Source organism: Flavivirga spongiicola, assembly GCF_030540825.1.
GTDB lineage: Bacteria > Bacteroidota > Bacteroidia > Flavobacteriales > Flavobacteriaceae > Flavivirga > Flavivirga spongiicola.
The window spans coordinates 2,880,472-2,898,526 of sequence record NZ_JAUOEO010000001.1 but is presented as its reverse complement, the minus strand read 5'-3'; the positions used below and the strand labels follow the sequence as shown (position 1 = coordinate 2,898,526).

At 33.6% G+C, this 18,055-nt stretch carries 15 protein-coding genes; 11 read left to right on the top strand and 4 right to left on the bottom strand.

Annotated elements, in window-relative coordinates; genetic code table 11:
- Positions 1-45 precede the first annotated feature (45 nt).
- The 8 genes from Q4Q47_RS11610 to Q4Q47_RS11575 all read left to right on the top strand — a co-directional run bounded on the left by Q4Q47_RS11610 (position 46) and on the right by Q4Q47_RS11575 (position 9,796).
- The gene (locus tag Q4Q47_RS11610) at positions 46-465 is read left to right on the top strand and encodes a hypothetical protein (RefSeq protein ID WP_303306822.1); all 420 of its coding nucleotides are present in this window, start codon (positions 46-48) and stop codon (positions 463-465) included.
- Positions 466-529: 64 nt separating this feature from the next.
- Positions 530-1,831 carry an anaerobic C4-dicarboxylate transporter gene (locus Q4Q47_RS11605; RefSeq protein WP_303306821.1) on the top strand — a complete coding sequence of 434 codons (1,302 nt, stop codon included), beginning with the start codon at positions 530-532 and terminating at the stop codon, positions 1,829-1,831.
- 31 nt (positions 1,832-1,862) lie between these two features.
- On the top strand, positions 1,863-3,281 hold the full coding sequence (gene aspA, locus Q4Q47_RS11600) for an aspartate ammonia-lyase (RefSeq protein ID WP_303306820.1): 1,419 nt from the start codon (positions 1,863-1,865) through the stop codon (positions 3,279-3,281).
- A gap of 47 nt (positions 3,282-3,328) precedes the next feature.
- Positions 3,329-4,399 carry a type II asparaginase gene (locus tag Q4Q47_RS11595; RefSeq protein ID WP_303306819.1) on the top strand — a complete coding sequence of 357 codons (1,071 nt, stop codon included), beginning with the start codon at positions 3,329-3,331 and terminating at the stop codon, positions 4,397-4,399.
- Positions 4,400-4,451: 52 nt separating this feature from the next.
- The gene (locus tag Q4Q47_RS11590) at positions 4,452-5,552 is read left to right on the top strand and encodes a porin (RefSeq protein WP_303306818.1); all 1,101 of its coding nucleotides are present in this window, start codon (positions 4,452-4,454) and stop codon (positions 5,550-5,552) included.
- 251 nt (positions 5,553-5,803) lie between these two features.
- Positions 5,804-7,624: a pyruvate kinase gene (locus Q4Q47_RS11585; protein ID WP_303306817.1), complete on the top strand. Its 1,821-nt coding sequence runs from the start codon at positions 5,804-5,806 to the stop codon at positions 7,622-7,624.
- An 84-nt stretch (positions 7,625-7,708) separates the two neighbouring features.
- Positions 7,709-8,431 (top strand): hypothetical protein, encoded by a 723-nt coding sequence (locus Q4Q47_RS11580; RefSeq protein ID WP_303306816.1) that lies wholly within the window; start codon positions 7,709-7,711, stop codon positions 8,429-8,431.
- Between the two features lie 342 nt (positions 8,432-8,773).
- Positions 8,774-9,796 (top strand): S1C family serine protease, encoded by a 1,023-nt coding sequence (locus tag Q4Q47_RS11575; protein WP_303306815.1) that lies wholly within the window; start codon positions 8,774-8,776, stop codon positions 9,794-9,796.
- Positions 9,797-9,972: 176 nt separating this feature from the next.
- Here Q4Q47_RS11575 and Q4Q47_RS11570 read toward each other — a convergent pair whose 3' ends face one another.
- Together Q4Q47_RS11570 and Q4Q47_RS11565 are read right to left on the bottom strand one after the other, a co-directional pair.
- Positions 9,973-10,392, bottom strand: a complete 420-nt coding sequence (locus Q4Q47_RS11570) for a hypothetical protein (RefSeq protein ID WP_303306814.1) — start codon at positions 10,390-10,392, stop codon at positions 9,973-9,975.
- Between the two features lie 8 nt (positions 10,393-10,400).
- Positions 10,401-10,832, bottom strand: coding sequence for a hypothetical protein (locus tag Q4Q47_RS11565; RefSeq protein ID WP_303306813.1), 432 nt, complete (start codon positions 10,830-10,832; stop codon positions 10,401-10,403).
- A 404-nt stretch (positions 10,833-11,236) separates the two neighbouring features.
- Between Q4Q47_RS11565 and Q4Q47_RS11560 the strand changes: the two genes are divergently transcribed.
- From Q4Q47_RS11560 to Q4Q47_RS11550, 3 genes are all read left to right on the top strand, one after another.
- A complete protein-coding gene (locus tag Q4Q47_RS11560; protein ID WP_303306812.1) occupies positions 11,237-12,637 on the top strand; it encodes a vWA domain-containing protein in 1,401 nt (466 codons plus the stop codon).
- Positions 12,638-12,651: 14 nt separating this feature from the next.
- Positions 12,652-13,017: a hypothetical protein gene (locus tag Q4Q47_RS11555; RefSeq protein ID WP_303306811.1), complete on the top strand. Its 366-nt coding sequence runs from the start codon at positions 12,652-12,654 to the stop codon at positions 13,015-13,017.
- A 337-nt stretch (positions 13,018-13,354) separates the two neighbouring features.
- Positions 13,355-13,777 (top strand): hypothetical protein, encoded by a 423-nt coding sequence (locus Q4Q47_RS11550; protein WP_303306810.1) that lies wholly within the window; start codon positions 13,355-13,357, stop codon positions 13,775-13,777.
- 484 nt (positions 13,778-14,261) lie between these two features.
- Here Q4Q47_RS11550 and Q4Q47_RS11545 read toward each other — a convergent pair whose 3' ends face one another.
- The gene (locus Q4Q47_RS11545) at positions 14,262-14,921 is read right to left on the bottom strand and encodes an ion channel (protein WP_303306809.1); all 660 of its coding nucleotides are present in this window, start codon (positions 14,919-14,921) and stop codon (positions 14,262-14,264) included.
- Between the two features lies 1 nt (position 14,922).
- On the bottom strand, positions 14,923-18,033 hold the full coding sequence (locus tag Q4Q47_RS11540) for an efflux RND transporter permease subunit (RefSeq protein ID WP_303306808.1): 3,111 nt from the start codon (positions 18,031-18,033) through the stop codon (positions 14,923-14,925).
- Positions 18,034-18,055: the final 22 nt, after the last annotated feature.

The following is an 18,055-nucleotide window of genomic DNA, read 5'->3' as shown; positions in this document are numbered from 1 at the left end:
TATTTTCATTACATTTATAACTAACTAATCCAAAAAAATATTCACATGTATTCCAAGTATTTTACTTTATTCTTTTTAGCCTGCCTTAGCATGTTTAAAATTAGTGGTCAGGAATTGACTAAAGAAGAGAAAGAACATCTTGATTATAAGGTTGCTATTTTCTCATCCGAAGAAAAGGAGCTTCAAAAACTGTGGTATGAAGATCAAATGGATCTCATGAAGTTAAAAGGCGAGCTCAGAGAAGACTACCAGAAGATTGTTGTTTACCATGCCTATAAAATGGAACGTTTAGATGATAGGGATAGTGATTTTAATGAAAAGGAAATACATCAACGACTTCAACAGCAAGTAGATCTTATGCATAAAGATGTAAAACCCATTCTAAGCGATAAGCAATATGAAACTCATTTACGTACATGGAAGGTCATATTAAATGCCGTATATCTGAAAAAAAAAGGTAAGTAAATAATTTACTTAAAATGAATCTCACCTTTTAAAATTAAAATTTAATTAATTAAAACTTTATAAAATGATCTGGATTGAATTACTCGTTGTTCTCTTTTTTATTTTCCTAGGCTCTAAAATGGGTGGCATTGGCATTGGATATGCAGGTGGTGCTGGTGTTGTTGTGCTTACCTTAATTTTTGGATTAGAAGCAGGTAATGTACCTGTAGATGTTATTTTAATTATTATGGCCGTAATTTCTGCTATAGCTGCCATGCAAAAAGCTGGAGGTTTAGACTATTTAGTACACTTATCTGAAAAGATTTTAAGAAAAAACCCAAAACGTGTCACTTTTATAGCGCCTACAGTAACCTATTGGATGACTCTTTTAGCAGGGACTGGGCATACCGCTTATGCAGCCCTTCCCGTTATTACCGAAGTTGCTAAAGAAGGTGGTGTTAGACCTTCCAAGCCCTTAAGTATTTCTGTTGTTGCTTCTCAAATAGCGATCACAGCATCTCCAATATCGGCTGCAGTGGTCATTTTTGCAAGCTTTTTAGAACCTCTAGGAGTGTCGTATTTACAATTATTAGCCATAGCAATCCCATCTACTATTTTGGCTTGTTTGGTTGGTGCTATTGTTGCTAATAGACTTGGTAAACCACTGGCAGATGACCCAGAATACCAACGTCGTTTATCAGCAGGTCTAATAAAACTTAAAGGTAATGAAGAACACAAAGACTCAAAAGAGGCCAAATGGTCCGTTGGAATTTTTCTTGTAGCTATCATATTAATTGTAACCTATGCTAGTTTAATTTCCAAAAAAGTAGGTCTTATTGAGAATCCTACCATTGGTAGAAACGAAGCTATTATGGCAGTCATGCTATTAGCAGCTACTGTAATTGCTCTGGTTTGTAAGATAAAAATCAGTGATGTTACCAGCATGTCTACTTTTAAATCTGGTATGAGTGCTGCTATTTGTGTTTTAGGTGTCGCTTGGTTAGGAGATACTTTTGTAAGCAATCATATTGTAGAAATTAAAGAAGCTGCAGGAGGTGTTTTAAATGAATATTCCTGGATGTTAGCTGTTGTATTATTCTTCGCAAGTATGTTATTGTACTCACAAGCTGCAACCACGACTGCTTTAATGCCAGCAGCATTAGCTCTTGGTGTAAGCCCTATAGCTGCTATTGCATCTTTTGCTGCTGTTAGTGCATTATTTGTACTGCCAACTTACCCAACCTTATTAGCCGCAGTAGAAATGGACGATACAGGAACTACAAAGATTGGCAAATATGTATTTAACCACTCTTTTATTATACCGGGAACAGTAACCATAGCTGCAAGTGTCATCTTCGGATTTCTATTTGGAGGCCTCATATTATAAAATTTATTAAATCACAATAAAACATAATGTCATGAAGACAAGAAAAGAAATTGACTTACTAGGTGAGTTAGAAATAGGAAACGATTTTTATTATGGTATTCATACACAAAGAGCCATGAATAATTTTCAAATATCAAATTCAAAAATTAGTGACTTCCCCATTTTCGTAAAAGGTTTGGTTATTACTAAAAAGGCATGTGCGGCAGCAAATAAAGAAATCGGCAGCATTCCTTCAGAAAAAGCAGATATGATTATTCAAGCTTGCGATGAAATACTTGATAATTTGGAAAAGTATACTAAATATTTTCCTTCAGATGTATTTCAAGGCGGTGCAGGAACCTCTGTAAATATGAATGCCAATGAGGTTATTGCCAATGTCGGACTTGAACTTAATGGTCATGATAAAGGGAATTATGATGTTTTGCACCCTAACGATCATGTCAATAAATCACAGTCAACCAATGATGCATATCCTACAGGCTTTAGAGTAGCTGTGTATTATTATATCAATCACTTATTAGAAAAAATAAATATCCTTACCACACATTTAGATAAAAAGGCAGCTGAATTTGAAAAGGTAATTAAAATGGGGAGAACGCAATTACAAGATGCTGTTCCTATGTCTTTGGGTGATGAATTTTCTGCGTGGTCAACGAATTTAAAAGAAGAGATCAAAAATTTAAAGCATGCAAGAGATTTAATTCTTGAAGTAAATTTAGGAGCTACTGCTATAGGTACTGGTGTAAACGCACCAAAAGGGTTCACAGAACTATCTATTGGTTATTTACAGCAATACACCAAAGCAAGTTTTGTAAAAGCAGAAAATTTAATTGAGGCAACATCAGATACCGGAGCATACGTTATGATCTCCGGAGCTTTAAAGCGTACAGGTGTTAAACTCTCTAAAATATGTAACGATTTAAGATTATTGTCTTCTGGTCCTCGTTGTGGTTTAAATGAAATCAATTTACCTGAAATGCAAGCTGGTTCATCCATTATGCCTGCAAAAGTAAACCCAGTAATTCCTGAAGTGGTGAATCAAGTATGTTTCAAAATTATAGGCAATGATGTTACGATATCATTTGCTGCTGAAGCCGGACAATTACAATTAAATGTGATGGAACCTGTTTTAGCACAGTGTCTCTTTGAATCGGTTGAGTTATTATCTAATGCTTGTGTTACACTCGCAGAAAAATGTATTGCTGGCATAACAGCAAATGCAGAACACACGAAACAAATGGTATTCAATTCTGTTGGAATCATCACCTTCTTAAACCCGTATATAGGACATCATATGGGAGATCTCATTGGAAAAGAAGCGGTGGCAACTGGTAAAAATATTAGAGAGTTGGTTTTAGAAAAAGAGTTACTCTCTGAAGACGAATTAGATAAAATTCTCAGTGTAGATAATTTAATGCATCCTAAATACACAGCTGCATTGCATAAATAGAATTGATTATTCAAAAAAAGCAATAGAGACATACAAACTCTTTTATTATGAAATTCCTAAATATAAAAATGATGGCTTTCCTAATAGCAGTTACTATAACTGCTATTGGGTCTGCTCAAGACACAGACCTTCCAAATGTTAAAATTCTAGCAACTGGAGGTACTATTGCCGGATCGGCTTCGTCTGCAACTTCTGGAAGTTATGCAGCAGGTCAAGTTGGGATTCAGACCATGATCAATGCTGTACCGGGTATAGAAAAATTGGCTGATGTTTCTGGTGAACAAGTTGCCAATGTAGGTTCTCAAGATATGACTATAGAGATTTGGTTGAAATTGGCAAATCGCATTAATGAGTTATTAGCATCTGATGATGTTGATGGTATTGTGGTCACTCATGGTACCGATACGCAAGAAGAAACCGCTTATTTTCTAAGCTTGGTGGTTAAAAGTGATAAACCAGTGGTGACTACCGGGTCTATGCGCTCCTCAACCTCGATTAGTGCTGAAGGTCCATTGAATTTATACAATGCGGTTGCCATAGCATCAAATCCAGAAGCTAGAGGAAAAGGTGTCATGGTATCACTGAATGATCAAATACATGCTGCTCGTGATGTGAGTAAAATGAACACGACCAATGTCAACAGCTTTCAATCCCCCATTAAAGGCATGCTAGGTGGTGTGTTTTATGGTAGATTGGGCTTTTTCCGTACGCCAAACACAAAATTTGGAAACACAAGTAAATTCTCGATAATGGGTGTAGAAGCATTACCTCGTGTGGATATTATTTATGCCTATGCAGATATGTCTCCAGATTTAATCGATATGCATGTCAAAGCTGGTGCTAAAGGTATTGTGATTGCAGGTGTTGGAAATGGCAACATGACGGATGCTATCTTGAATGCAGCTAAAAAAGCCTATGAAGATCATGGTGTTATCGTTGTAAGAAGTACGCGAGTGGCAACAGGCTGGGTACTTCGTGATAACGAATTTAAGGATGATGATTACCATACCATTGTGTCTAACGATTTAAATCCTGCGAAGTCTAGAATCTTATTAATGTTATCACTATTAAAAGAAAGAAGTTTATTTGAAATTCAAGATGTTTTTTATAACTATTAATTACTTATTACTAATGAAAAAGTCATTCAAAAGTTTCTTAAAAACATGTTTAATGCTCACGCTATTTTGTTTTTCATACAGTATCAATGCGCAAACAACTGATGAAAAGGAAACTCAAACTCAAACAAATTGGATCGAAGAAATAACCTCTCGGGTTACGCCTTATGGCAGTATACGACTTGGTGCGGGTTTCGCTGAAAAGGGTGAAATTGGAATTTCCAATAATTCGCCACGAGTAGGATTAAACTTCAGTCATAGGCTCTCACAAAGTGAAACGGATAATTTTAATATTATTGGACGTCTAGAGTTTGGTTTAAATTTAACGTCGAGAGATGATACCGTTGAATTTGCCATTGATGCTGGAGAAGGCATCGCTCAAGTAGGAGATGCCGTTTTTACAAGAATTGGGTATGCTGGTGTTTCTTATAAAGAATTCTCACTTATTTTTGGAAAAAACAATTCTATCTATTACAATCTTGCAGCAAGTGAATTAGATGATTTCTTAGCATTTGGTGGTACTGGTCTTGGTGTTTGGAACATTTCAGATGGCGGTATTTCCGGAACTGGTCGAGCTAATCAAGTCATACAACTAAATTACAAGAAAAAAGGATTAAGTCTTGGAGCTCAGGCTCAGGCTCGAAACATCTCTGAAAACAGTAAAAGTATTGATACGTACGGACTTGGTGCTAATTATAAAACAAATGGATTTACCATAGGTTTAGCCTACAATAAAGTAAATGATGGTGTCGACGACCCCTTACCAAATCAGGCTAAATCTGGTGATGAAGCTTTTATTACAGCGGCATCTTTTGAGAAAAACCGTTTTAAAATTGGGTTGTCTTATGGTATCTTTAAGAATCACCATAGAACGGGTGATATGTTCTACGATAGTAAAGGCGTAGAGTTTTATTCACGTTATAAGTTTTCAACTAACAAAAGATGGCACGTAGCAGCTGGATTCAGTTCATTAAAACCAGATTCAAATCAAAATTTAGGCGATTTTGACACCAAATATGGTATCTTGGAATTAGCTTATAATTTTAAAAAGTCGAGCCATATTTTTGTAAGTACAAAGCAAGATCAGAGCAAAAATATAGCAGGAAGTTCTAGAAATCAAAGTGTTTATGGCTTGGGCATTCGTTTTGCTTTTTAAAAAAGCCATAAAACTGTTTTAATAAATAGGTTCTGTTCCCCAATTCAATTTATACTTAGAGTTTTATTTTCGAATATAATTCCTTTCTTTAATTTCAGCTGGCACTAATAAACATTGGTGCCAGTTTAGTATACTATATATAATCTCAAAATTAATATGTCTCAATTGTTTAATAGGATAATTTCAAATATTAAAGTAAATTTAAATTCTCTATTTGGATTTACTTTAGCAACCAACCCTTAAAGAATCAAATGAACATAAATGCTAATAAAATACATGAACTCATATCTCGTATAGAAACAATAATTGATATACTGCAAAAAGACCTAGTGTCTTTTGAGAGTTCATTAGCAAATGTACATCCAGTCTACCAAAAAAGTGCACGAAATTTAATTCATTATAACAGCATTAGGAAAGTAGATTTAAGGTATCTACAAAAAAAATTACAAAATTTAGGGCTTTCACGGTTAGCAAAAGCAGAAGGCCATCTCATGTCTAGCTTAGTAAAAACAAGATTTATTCTCTATAAACTATTGGATGAACAGCCACCTAATACAATTAAATCTGGATTATCAATTAAAAATGGAAAACGTTTATTAAATAAGCATTCAAAAGAGCTTTTAGGATATCGTTCAAAAGGGAGGCGCGTCAGAATAATGGTTACACAACCAACACAGGCTGCCTATGATTATGATATGGTCTATGAAATGATAGGACGTGGAATGAACTGTGCAAGAATTAATTGTGCGCATGATGGACCAGAAGTCTGGCAAAAAATCATCAATAATATAAAAAAGGCATCTAAAGCTTATGGTAAAACCATAAAAATAACAATGGATTTGGCTGGACCAAAAATTAGAACTGGTCATATTACACCAGGCCCTAAGATCAAAAAAATCTCACCTGAAAGAGATGATTCTGGCAAAATAACTAACCCTGCAATAATTGAGCTCGTTCCAATCATAACTGAAGATTCAGAATATAATTCATTACCTGTTTCTGCAGAATGGCTAAATAAGTTAGAGAAAGATGATACTTTATTTTTAAAAGATTCGAGAGACAAGCATAGAGAATTCAAAGTCATTGAAGTATCAAAAAATAAGACAACCGTTCATTGTTACGAAACGTCATACATAGAAACAGGAGCATTAATTTGTTGTAATAGATCAAACATGTTGGATGCTAATATTGGAGAATTACCTTCAATCGAGCAACCTATATTATTAAAGACAAATGATGTTCTTATCATTACAAAAGATGACGTTCTTGGTAATCCTGCAGTATATGATGATAAAGGAAAGCTAATAGAGAATGCGCACATATCTTGTCAAACTCCAGAAATATTTAATCGCATCAAAGAAGGTGAGATTATTCTATTTGATGATGGCAAAATTGAAGGTCTTATAGAAACTATCCTTAAAGACCGTATGGAAGTAAGAATTACAAGAGCAAAAGATGCAGGCTCTAAGTTAAAAGCCGAAAAAGGTATGAACTTTCCAACAACAAATCTTGGCATTAGTGGTTTAACAGAAAAAGATAAGATTGATTTAGAATTTGTCGCTAAACATGCCGATGTCGTTAATTTTTCTTTTGTCAATTCTAAAGAAGATGTTGAAGAATTACTTGTGGAATTAGAAAAATGGACCGTAACTAATCCTCTAAGTATTATCTTAAAAATTGAAACACGCCTTGCCTTTGACAATCTTGTAGAAATATTATTATCTGCCATGAAAGTGAAACATATTGGTGTTATGATTGCAAGAGGAGATTTGGCTGTTGAAACTGGCTGGGAAAATATAGGTAGAATTCAAGAGGAAATATTAGCGTTGTGCAGCGCAGCTCATATACCTGTAGTTTGGGCGACACAAGTATTAGAAAACTTTGCAAAAAAAGGGTTACCCTCAAGATCAGAAATTACAGATGCAGTGTATTCGCTTCAAGCTGAATGCATTATGTTAAATAAAGGATCTTACATGGGTGATGTTCTCCAATTATTAACCAAAATTCTATCAAGCATGGAACATTATCATGAAAAAAATGAAATCATGCTTCCCAAGATGGAAAAAGCCTAACTTGTGTAGCTTTTAACTATCTCTCTCAATTCTTGCTCTGAAAAACTAATATGTGTAATACTCTAACCAAAACTTTACAAAAAAATGAAACATAATACATATATTTATTTCCTTACTGCGGCTTTAATCTTGGTATCTTATAGTGGTTTTACTCAAGATAAAGATATTTCAAAAAATCATATCAGTATTGATCCCATACTACCTCTCTTTGGAACATTTCAATTAAATTATGAACGAGCCTTTACTGATGATTTATCCTTTGGCTTATCTTTTGGCTATAAAGATTCGTCAGGATTATTTGAAGTCACCAAAATAAATTTTGATCGGTTTGATTCTAATGATTTGAATTTCTCTGGGTTTAAAATAATTCCGGAATTTAGGTGGTATTTTCAGAAGAGCAAGATTGGATTGAATGGACTCTACACGGGAGTATATTATAAATATCAAAATGCCAGTGCTGATTTGGGAGGCATTTACACTTCAATAAATGATGAAATTAGTAACATCCTTATAGATGCAAATCTAAAGTCTTCAGTTATTGGAGTAGAACTGGGGTATAAATGGCAATTAAAAAGTGGCTTTTTTATAGACCTAATTTTTGCAGGACCAGGGTTTAGTAGTAATCAAATTGAATTAACAGAAATAGAGCCTGTACCAGAAGCCTTTTATGATGATTTAACAGAAGCATTACGAGATATTGGTATCATTGATTTTATTGATCCAGATTTTGAGGTAAATGGAAATCAAAAAACAAAAATCACGCTTCCAGCGTGGAGATATGGTATCAAATTTGGTTATTCTTTTTAAATAAAATATTTACTTCGTAATAATTATACCTTCTTTAACAATTTGTCCCACCATTTTCTTGGAAAAAGTTAAGGCATTATTTTTTCAAAAGTCAATCTTGAACTTAAATCATTGCTAATACCTATGACTGCTATCTTACTATAATTAGTATCACTATAATCTTCTCTAATAAAACTAGACGATAAAGTTGGTTACAACTTATAAGTAAAAACAAAACGAGTACGCCTATAGTTTTTTAAACATAACATATACTGACTTTACAAAAGACATCGTCTTTAACTATATTTACCATAAATGTATTAATTTTAAATAAAATCAATTTGTTTCTTATTTAATCAGCTTATGAAAAAGATCATTATATTATTTCTAATATGCCTATATATTACTGAGGAATCAAACGCTCAAGACCTATCTGATATCTATGAAAGAGTAAGTCCTGCGGTGGTTGCTATCTATACCAAGGAAAATAATATAGTCACATCACCAAATAATGTTTCTCAGACGGTTACAAATACAGGATTGGGTTCCGGTTTTATGATCTCTAACCAATTAGTTGTAACGGCAGCACATGTAGTAAGAGTCCCCGATACTTTAGTTGTGCAGTTTGCAGACGGAGAAACGATACCTGCCAAAGTAATTACCGCCTATGAAAGTGCGGATATTGCATTATTAAAGCTGTCGAGGCAAAAGATGAATGTTACGACTGTAAGATTTGGAGACTCAGACCGAATGAAAATTGGGCAACGGGTATTTGTTATTGGTGTACCGTTAGGTTTAGGCTTTTCCCTGTCTTCAGGTTATATTAGCGCATTTAAAAAACAATTTCTTGGAAAAAATCCATTTACAAATACGGAGTATATTCAAACCGATGCAGCCATAAATCAAGGGAATTCTGGAGGGCCTATGTTTAATCTGGATGGTGAAGTTATAGGCATTGTGAGTCACATAACATCCAAATCTGGAGGGTCAGACGGTATTGGTTACGCGTCAACTTCTAATTTAGCCGCCAAATTACTACTAAACAACAAAATGCCTTGGTTTGGAGCAGAATTGTACTCCCTGTCTGGGAATGAAGCAAAATTATTTAATCTACCACAAGACAGCGGTCTGCTAGTACAGCGTATTGCCTCTAATTCTTTGTTTGATAAAATGGGTATAAAAGAAGGTGATGTAGAAGTAACCATTGGCCTTCGAAAATTAATTATGGGAGGCGATATTATATTGGCTTTTAATGACATCACATATGATGTTACAGACTACACCCTATTGAAAATAGCTGATTTTGCAAATAGCCTAGAAAAAAAACCAGAATTTAAAATGACTGTTTTAAGAGGAGGAAAAATTATTACATTGCAATCTAAATAATTAAACTTTTGAGTCAAAAAAAATATTAAACCCAGTCTGGGGATTGGTGGTCGCTATAAGATATTCAAAGATAAAGACACCTGGTTACGCCTGGATATAGGTTCTGGAGTACACGGTAATAGTGGTTTTATTTTGGTATTAATGAAATCTTTTAAAAACGATCCATTTAGTTTTTCCTAATGCATTATATTCTTAATGCTCTCCTTATAAGTTTTCAAATCCAAATTTTTAGTATCATTGAATAAGTCAAAGGATTTGGCCACTACATATTTAATATTACTCGGATCAAAACCAATAGCAATGGCCATTCTTTTTAACCACTTTTCTTTAAGTGTTTTATTTAGTCCGTCATCATTATAAACGATCTCCGTTAACTTATATAAGCTTTCCAAACGTTCATTATAAGTATAGGGCGCTGTTATTTCGTATTCCATATAGGTGTCTACTAATTCGAAATATTCAGAACTTGAAACTCCTAACTTTTTCCCAAAACTCTGAAGAAAGTCCTTTTCTTCTTCTGAAGCATCTCCATCTCGCAAGGTAATCTTCATAATGGCTGCATACGCCTTAAAATATTCGCTTCTAGACTCTTCCATGTTAAAATCTATTCTTTATTTTTATCCAAATCCTTCTTTCTATTGACACTATATATAATCTTTCCAAATATTTCAAGATGCATTATATATTGGTCTGGTGTGAGCAATGCTTTCATTTTAGCATTCATTTTATCAATAATAGTATTAAACTTTTCTGTAATCTCAGTTTCGGTATAATTTTTATCTTTATCATCAAGCCTAGACATATCATAAGTATGATATAATAATATATCATAATATTTTTCTCTTTCCTCTTTGGATAACTTCATTTTATTCACCTCCTCATTATAAAAACGCTGGAGATTATCATTTTCTTCTGAAGTAAAAATTTTCACTTTATTTTGCTCCTTTTCCTTCTGTTTCTGAGACATTTGTTGTGAAAACCCAACAGTCGTTATCAAAATAAGGCTAAAGGTTAAAAATGTTTTAAATGAGAGCATATAACTTAGTGTTTAAATTGTTTAGCAATAATTGTAGTGAATTTATTTAATACTTGTTTTGCGGACGTGAGATCTATAGCTGCTATTTTATAAACTAATAATCGCAAAACTTATTTCATATTTTCCTTTTAATTTAAGCCGCTTTGTTAAAGTTTAAAGATAATACTATTTCCTTTTATTCTCAATTTTTATGATTCTTTACTAATAACAAGTTGTGCTTTATTATGGCCAACCAATAATAAAATTCTTTAGAAAAAGAAGATGCGATTTAATAGAAAAAAATAAAACATCCAAACACCTATATATACAAAATAGCTTTTTAATTCATAACACACTCTTTAATAATCATTTACACGAACCAACGTTAATTTTTAGTATCTTTAATATCATTAATAAATAACCTTATGAAGCTACTAATCACTCTATTTTGTGCATTAGGTTTAAGTATACAAACATACGCGCAACAAGACGCCCCATCTCCAATCTTATTTATCTACGACGCAAGTGGCTCCATGTGGGGACAACTAGATGGCAAAACAAAAAAAGAAATTGCTTCTGAAGTTTTAGCAACTTCTGTAAGCAATCTTCCAGAGAATCAGAATATCGGTTTAGTAACCTATGGACACAGAACTAAAGGTGACTGTGATGATGTGGAATTTATGGTTGATATCACCAATAATTCTAAAGAAAAAGTAAAAAATGCAGTTATAGGTATCAATCCATTGGGACGAACACCTTTAGCGCGTTCTGCCACTATGGCTATCAATTCATTAAAAGAGCGTAACACCAAAGCAACTATCATTTTAATAACAGATGGCATTGAATCTTGCGATGGCAATATTTGTGATGTGGTAACTAAAGCCAAAACAGATGGTATTGATTTTAAACTTCATATTGTGGGCTTTGGTTTAAAAGAAAGTGAGACCGAACAATTAAAATGTGCTGCAAATGCTGGAGACGGAAAATACTATGACGCTTCAGATGCTAGTGGCTTAGGTGATGTACTTGCAGAAGCTACAACAGAAACTGTGGATGATCCTTCAGATAATTTTTCTATTTATGCGGTAAAAAATGGAAAGCCTGTTGACGCATGGATAAAAGTTGTAAAAGCTGGAACAAATGATGAAATAGATGGTGCAAGAACGTATCGTGATACTGGCTGGGTTTATTTACCTCCAGGAAAATATGACATGATTATCAAGCCTTTAGAGAGTACTAAAATAAAAGGAACTACTGTATCCATTGAAAGTATTAAAGATAAAATTGGTCATCAAACCGTTAGTTTTGATGGTGGAAAAATTAACCTCACCACTCTAAATAATAATGAAGGTTGGGATTGTACTAGTAAAGTAAAAACTCAGAAAGGCGAAGTTGTTGGAGGTAGTAGAACTTATGGAAAGCCAAAGATAATTGAGCTTAATCCAGGGGTTTATGATATTGAAGTAATGGCATTAAAAATAAAAGGTCTTAAAAACAAATTCATTATTGAAGATGTAACCGTCGAAGCCACAAAAACAGTAGATGTCTCTCATAATTTCCAATCAGGAATTGCCATGATTGGGGTAAAAAGTGGCGATGTATTGGTTGATGCCGTAGTAAGTATTAAAACTAAAGAAACCGGAGAAAACGTAGCTGGTAGTAGAACTTATACATCAGATTCAAGTAACCCTAGGGAGTTTATGCTCAATCCTGGAGTTTATGAAGTAAAAGTAAGTGCTGTAAAAAAGGAATATGCTGGTAAAAAAGAAACTTTTACTATTGAGGTCAAAAAAGGAGAGACTGTAACTAAAATAATTAGCTTTTAATTATGGTGCATCCCATGGTAAAACTTTATAGCTTTTTACTGTACTTTTTAGCAATTATTGCTTTTTTCTTTTTGGGCATCGTGTATGCTGGCATTATTGAAGCTGGAAAAGGACAAATGCTAGCAGGAGGTGCTATTGTTCTAGGTTATGGTCTTATTGGAGCGCTTATTGGATTGTGTTTGTCGCTAGTTTTAGCATATAAAAGCAAAAGGCAAATCATACTAAAAACTAATGGTTTATTAGCACTTATCATTATAGCTTCTTTTGCTTATTTTACTATTAAATATCAAAAACGTCAACAAGAAAAAGAGCAACAAAAAATAGAACAACAGAAGCTTAAAAAAACAACCATCCCAGTAGAAGAGGTGCCACAGACTTAACCATTGGTAATCCTGACGCATACAGATCTTGAAATGCAAACTGATGATGAAATGGGTTTAGCAAAGAACAAGCTTTTATAACTTCAGGAGTATTCAGATTCTTTTATTATTCATCCTCAGGAGAAAAAGTTCATCAGATAAATTTATAACATCTTGATGTCATTGTTTTACTCATATTATTTATAAAACAACATCATTATCAACACAGAACGGCCATTAAATACTTCAAATGTATTTAAGGTTATTTCAAGTTACAATTTGGACACTTCACTTAAAATGAACCCATTTAAACCTTAAAGTGCGGGTATCTTTGAATAGAAATTAAAAATAAAATAAGATGAAAAATTTTAAGTATTTACTAATTATGATTGTTGCCCTTGCCATACCTGTATCATCATGTAGTACGGACGACGACAATGACCACGACTACCACTTGGAGTATGTAAATGTTATAAGCGCGGAACTTCCGGATGAATTTAATCATGGAAGTACTTACAAAATTGAGGTGACCATAGCATTACCAAACAGTTGCTATTTTTATTACGATCAATATGATTACATCTATGATGGAACTACAAGGCTTATTTACCCTATAGGACATGTAGATGATGGTGCTTCTTGTAATCAAATCATTACTGAAACTACATTTTCAATACCAGTAGAAGTCCTACAGTCTGAACCTTATATTTTTAAATTTTATCAAGGCAAAGATCCTGATGGGGAAGATATGTTCTTAACTATAGAAGTTCCTGTTATTTGAAACCCATGACAGACATCAAAAAAATATTGAAAATTTAGACTTAAAAGCTGAATAGAAATAAAAGATAAATAATACAATTTAAAGAGATTCTTAACTCAATAAAAAAGAATATAGTAAGTTTTTCATATGGTTAGTTAGTTAGTTTGAAACCGCTCAGTTTCTAAAAGATTGAGCGGTTTTTTTATATATTAAAAGGGAATAGTTTGACTTTTAATAGTTGAATACTTACCCACGACAATTGCAGTAATAAGTACTATAATTTACACTTATGTTAATGAAACTAGTGTAAGAAAAATCAAAAATCCGTTTGATAACTTATAAAACATGTCTACCTTTATTTAATAAGAATTTTTTATGGAAACTAAAAACATCAAAACTAAAGAACTGAGCTAAAAAACAGTACTTACTTACTTGCAAAAAGAATAATTATTGACTAAATGAAATTTACATGAAGTATTTCGTCATTATTGAGTCAGGGTTATTTTCAATTTGCTCTCAATGATTGATTAATATATTTTCCAACGACTATCGCAGTTATTACTACTAAATAAATTTGTCCCATTAAACCTATTAAAATAGCTGCCTTTTGAGCTAAAGTAGTTATTGGAAGTATGTCTCCATAACCAATAGTTAATAAAGTAATGTAACTGTAATACATTAATCCTTCTGTTAATGAATTACCTGCTAATATGCCTTGAAATGAATTTGGAAATACCATTTCGATGCTTAAACAAATAAAAAAGCCTATGAGTCCGAGAGATATATAGCCACTGATTAGTCCAAAAATCACGTTTTTATTTACAATTTTAGCCGTCCAGACTTGCTTGATAATTTCTAGTGATACAATGACATAAAACAAGAAATAACTTGCCATTCTTGTAGAATTAAAAAGTATTTCATTTTTATTTTCAAAAAGACTAGTACCAAAAACAACTGTTGAGATTAGTACTAAAATTAATAAAAACCACATGAGTTTTTTCTTCTCAGAAACCAAAACAATACCAGCTAATAAATTGATAAAAAATAATATGGGGGACAGAATACTTTCAAATAAAGCAGGCGGTATGACTAACGCCCCAAATAAAATAGCCATTTGGCTAAAAAGAAAGATCTCAAAACGATATGGATATAGTCTCTTTAGCATTTTAATCTAAAAGCTTATCATTAAACTCATAATCTTTATAGTTTACCTTATACATCACACTGTAAAATGCTGGAATAAATAATAAGGTAATGACCGTTCCAAACAATAAACCAACCATAATAGTTACCGCCATAGGCTCCCACATTTCACCGCCTCCAAGGTATAAAGGCACTAAGCCTAAAACGGTTGTAAAGGTGGCTAGTAAAATGGGTCTAAATCGTTGTAAACAGGCAGCAATAATAGCATCTTGTGGTTTACGTTTTAACTCACTTTCTTCAATTTCTATTCTATCGACCAATACAATAGCATTATTAATAACGATTCCTGCTAATGAAATGACACCTAAAAAGGCCATAAACCCAAATGGTACACCAAACAGAAGCAAACCTAAAACCATTCCTATAACACCTAAAGGAATGGTACAAACAATCATAACCATTTTTCTAAATGAATTAAACTGTATGATTAATAGCATGACGATTATAAAAGCTGAAAGCGGTAAATAACTTGCTACTGCTCCCATGTTTTCTGCTGAACTCTTTGCATCACCTCCTAATTCATAAGTATAGCCTTTACCCCAAATCTCATTTTGTTCTTCCAGCCAAGGCGTCATAGCTTGAGTCACTTCGGAAGCATTACCTGTCGTTGTTAATTCACTTGATACTTTAATGGTTCTTGTCAAATCGACACGCTTTATTTTAGAATATTGCCATTCGGGAACAATCGTAGCTACTTGTAACAAAGGCACACTTTTCCCTGAACTTTGAGCGTATATATTTAATGTTTCTAATGACGATAATGATTGTTGTTTGCTTTGATTACTCTTCATTATGATAGGAATAGATTTATCCCCTTCTCTATACTCACCTGCCTGAAAACCATCTAAAACGGTTTGTAGAGACGTCGCAATATCCTGATTAGTAACGCCTGCTGTTTGTGCTTTACTCTGATCAATATCTATAACAAACTTCTTTCCTTTCGGTCCCCAATCATCTTTAATATTTTTTGTTCCCGAAATAGTAAATAACTTTGCTTTAATTTCTTCGGCGATACTTGCTAATTTATCTGGATCGTCACCTGAAACTTCAATTTCTACAGGTGTTCCACCACCACCAGAACCAAGCAATCCAACTTTAATATCGGCATTTGGAAAGTTTTCAAAACTAAATGCATCTAGTTTTTCAACCATGTCATTATTCACTAAAAAAGAAGACGTATTGATTAAAATATGGGCATAATTAGAATTCGCCTCATCTGCATTATACCCCAAATCGTAAGCAGAAGGGCCTTCACCAATATAAGCCGACCAATCTACAATACCATCTGGTTTAGCATCTGTTACCTTCAACTCTTTTTCCATAAAATCCTCAAGTGCCAAAATAACAGCTGTTGTATTTTCAATTTTCGTATTCTCTGGCAAATTAACATCAACCGTTATCATATTACGGTCACTATCTGGGAAGAATACAAAACCTAAAAAACCAAATCCGAAAATGGATAAAAAGAACATAAAAACAATAAGTGCCAATACTGATTTTTTCCAGCTTAAAGCTAACAAAATCAAATCTTTATACTTACGTTTTAATCCATTAATTAATCTATCTAAGAAGCTTTCTTTTCCAGCTTCTTTTGGTTTTACCTTAAGGAAAAACACACAAAATAAGGTGATGACGCTTAACGCAATAATCCAAGAGGATAAGAGGGCAATGGTTATAACAACGAAAATAGGCCCCATAATATCTCCCATTACTGATTCTGCCATAAAGAAGGCTAAAAACGCAGCAGATGTTGTTAATGTTGAAATCAATAATGGCGTGAATAATTCTGAACACGCATCTATGGCAGCCTTTTTAACAGGAATGCCTGCTTCCATTTTTACCATGACCGATTCCGCTACAACAATAGCATTATCCACCATCATCCCTAAAGCCATTATGAGAGCGGCTAACGAAATTTGATTGAGCCCAACATCGATTAACCCCATGACCATGAGTGTGGTAATGGTTACAATAGGAATTAGACTTGCTATGACCAACCCCGTTCTTATTCCTAAAAAGAATAACATGACTGCTAACACGATCGCAATCGCCTGTAATAAGTTGCCAATAAAATCACTAATCTTTAAATCAATGTATTTATCTATGGATGCTAGGCGGGATACTTCCAAACCAACTGGCAACTTATCTTGCCACTCAGCTAACAATACATCAATTTCTTCACCCAACTTAATGATATTTGCTCCTTTTTTTAAAGATACGTGCAATGAAATAGCATCTTTTCCATTAATACGTACTTTTTGTTTCGGAGGATTGATATACCCTTTTTTAACCGTCGTAATATCTTCAAGAGCTATAACTTGTCCATTTTCCCCAATTGGAATGAGCATCTCCTGTATCGACTTTAAATCATTGAAATTTCCTGTTGGTTCAAGAATAATACGTTCCGCTTCAACATTAATAGTACCTCCAGAGCTTAATATATTGGTACTCCCAATAATATTTTTTAATCTACTAGACGTTAATCCATATGTTTTCAATCTGGTATTTTCAAACTCTACAAAAACACGTTCTTCCTGCACACCGTTCAACTCAACTTTAGCAGCATCTTCAAGTTTTATTAAATCATCTCTCAAATCATCTGCATAGTCTTTCATTTCTGCATAGTCATAACCATCAGAAATCAAACCTACAGCGATACCAAATACTTCACCAATACCATCATCCTGTAATTGAGGGTTTACATTACTAGGCAATCCCTGAATTGCGCTTAATTTTCGACGTAAACGATCCCATACCGGCTGAAGTTCTTCGGGTTTCACTTCCATTTTTAGTTCAACCTGAACGATTGAAAGCCCAGTACGCGATGTGCTTTTTACGACTTTTAATTCGGGTAATTCCTGTGCTACTTTTTCAATTTTATCACTAACAAGTTCTTCAACACGTTCTGGGCTTGCGCCAGGAAATGATGATACTATCGATGCCACTCTAATGGTATATGGTGGCATACTGTCTCTCGATAATGACCCGTAAAACAACATACCCATAATCATAACTACAGCTAGGATACTTAAAACAACTCGATTACGATCTATTGAAAATTGCGTAAGATTCATACTTAATATTTTTGGTTGGTTG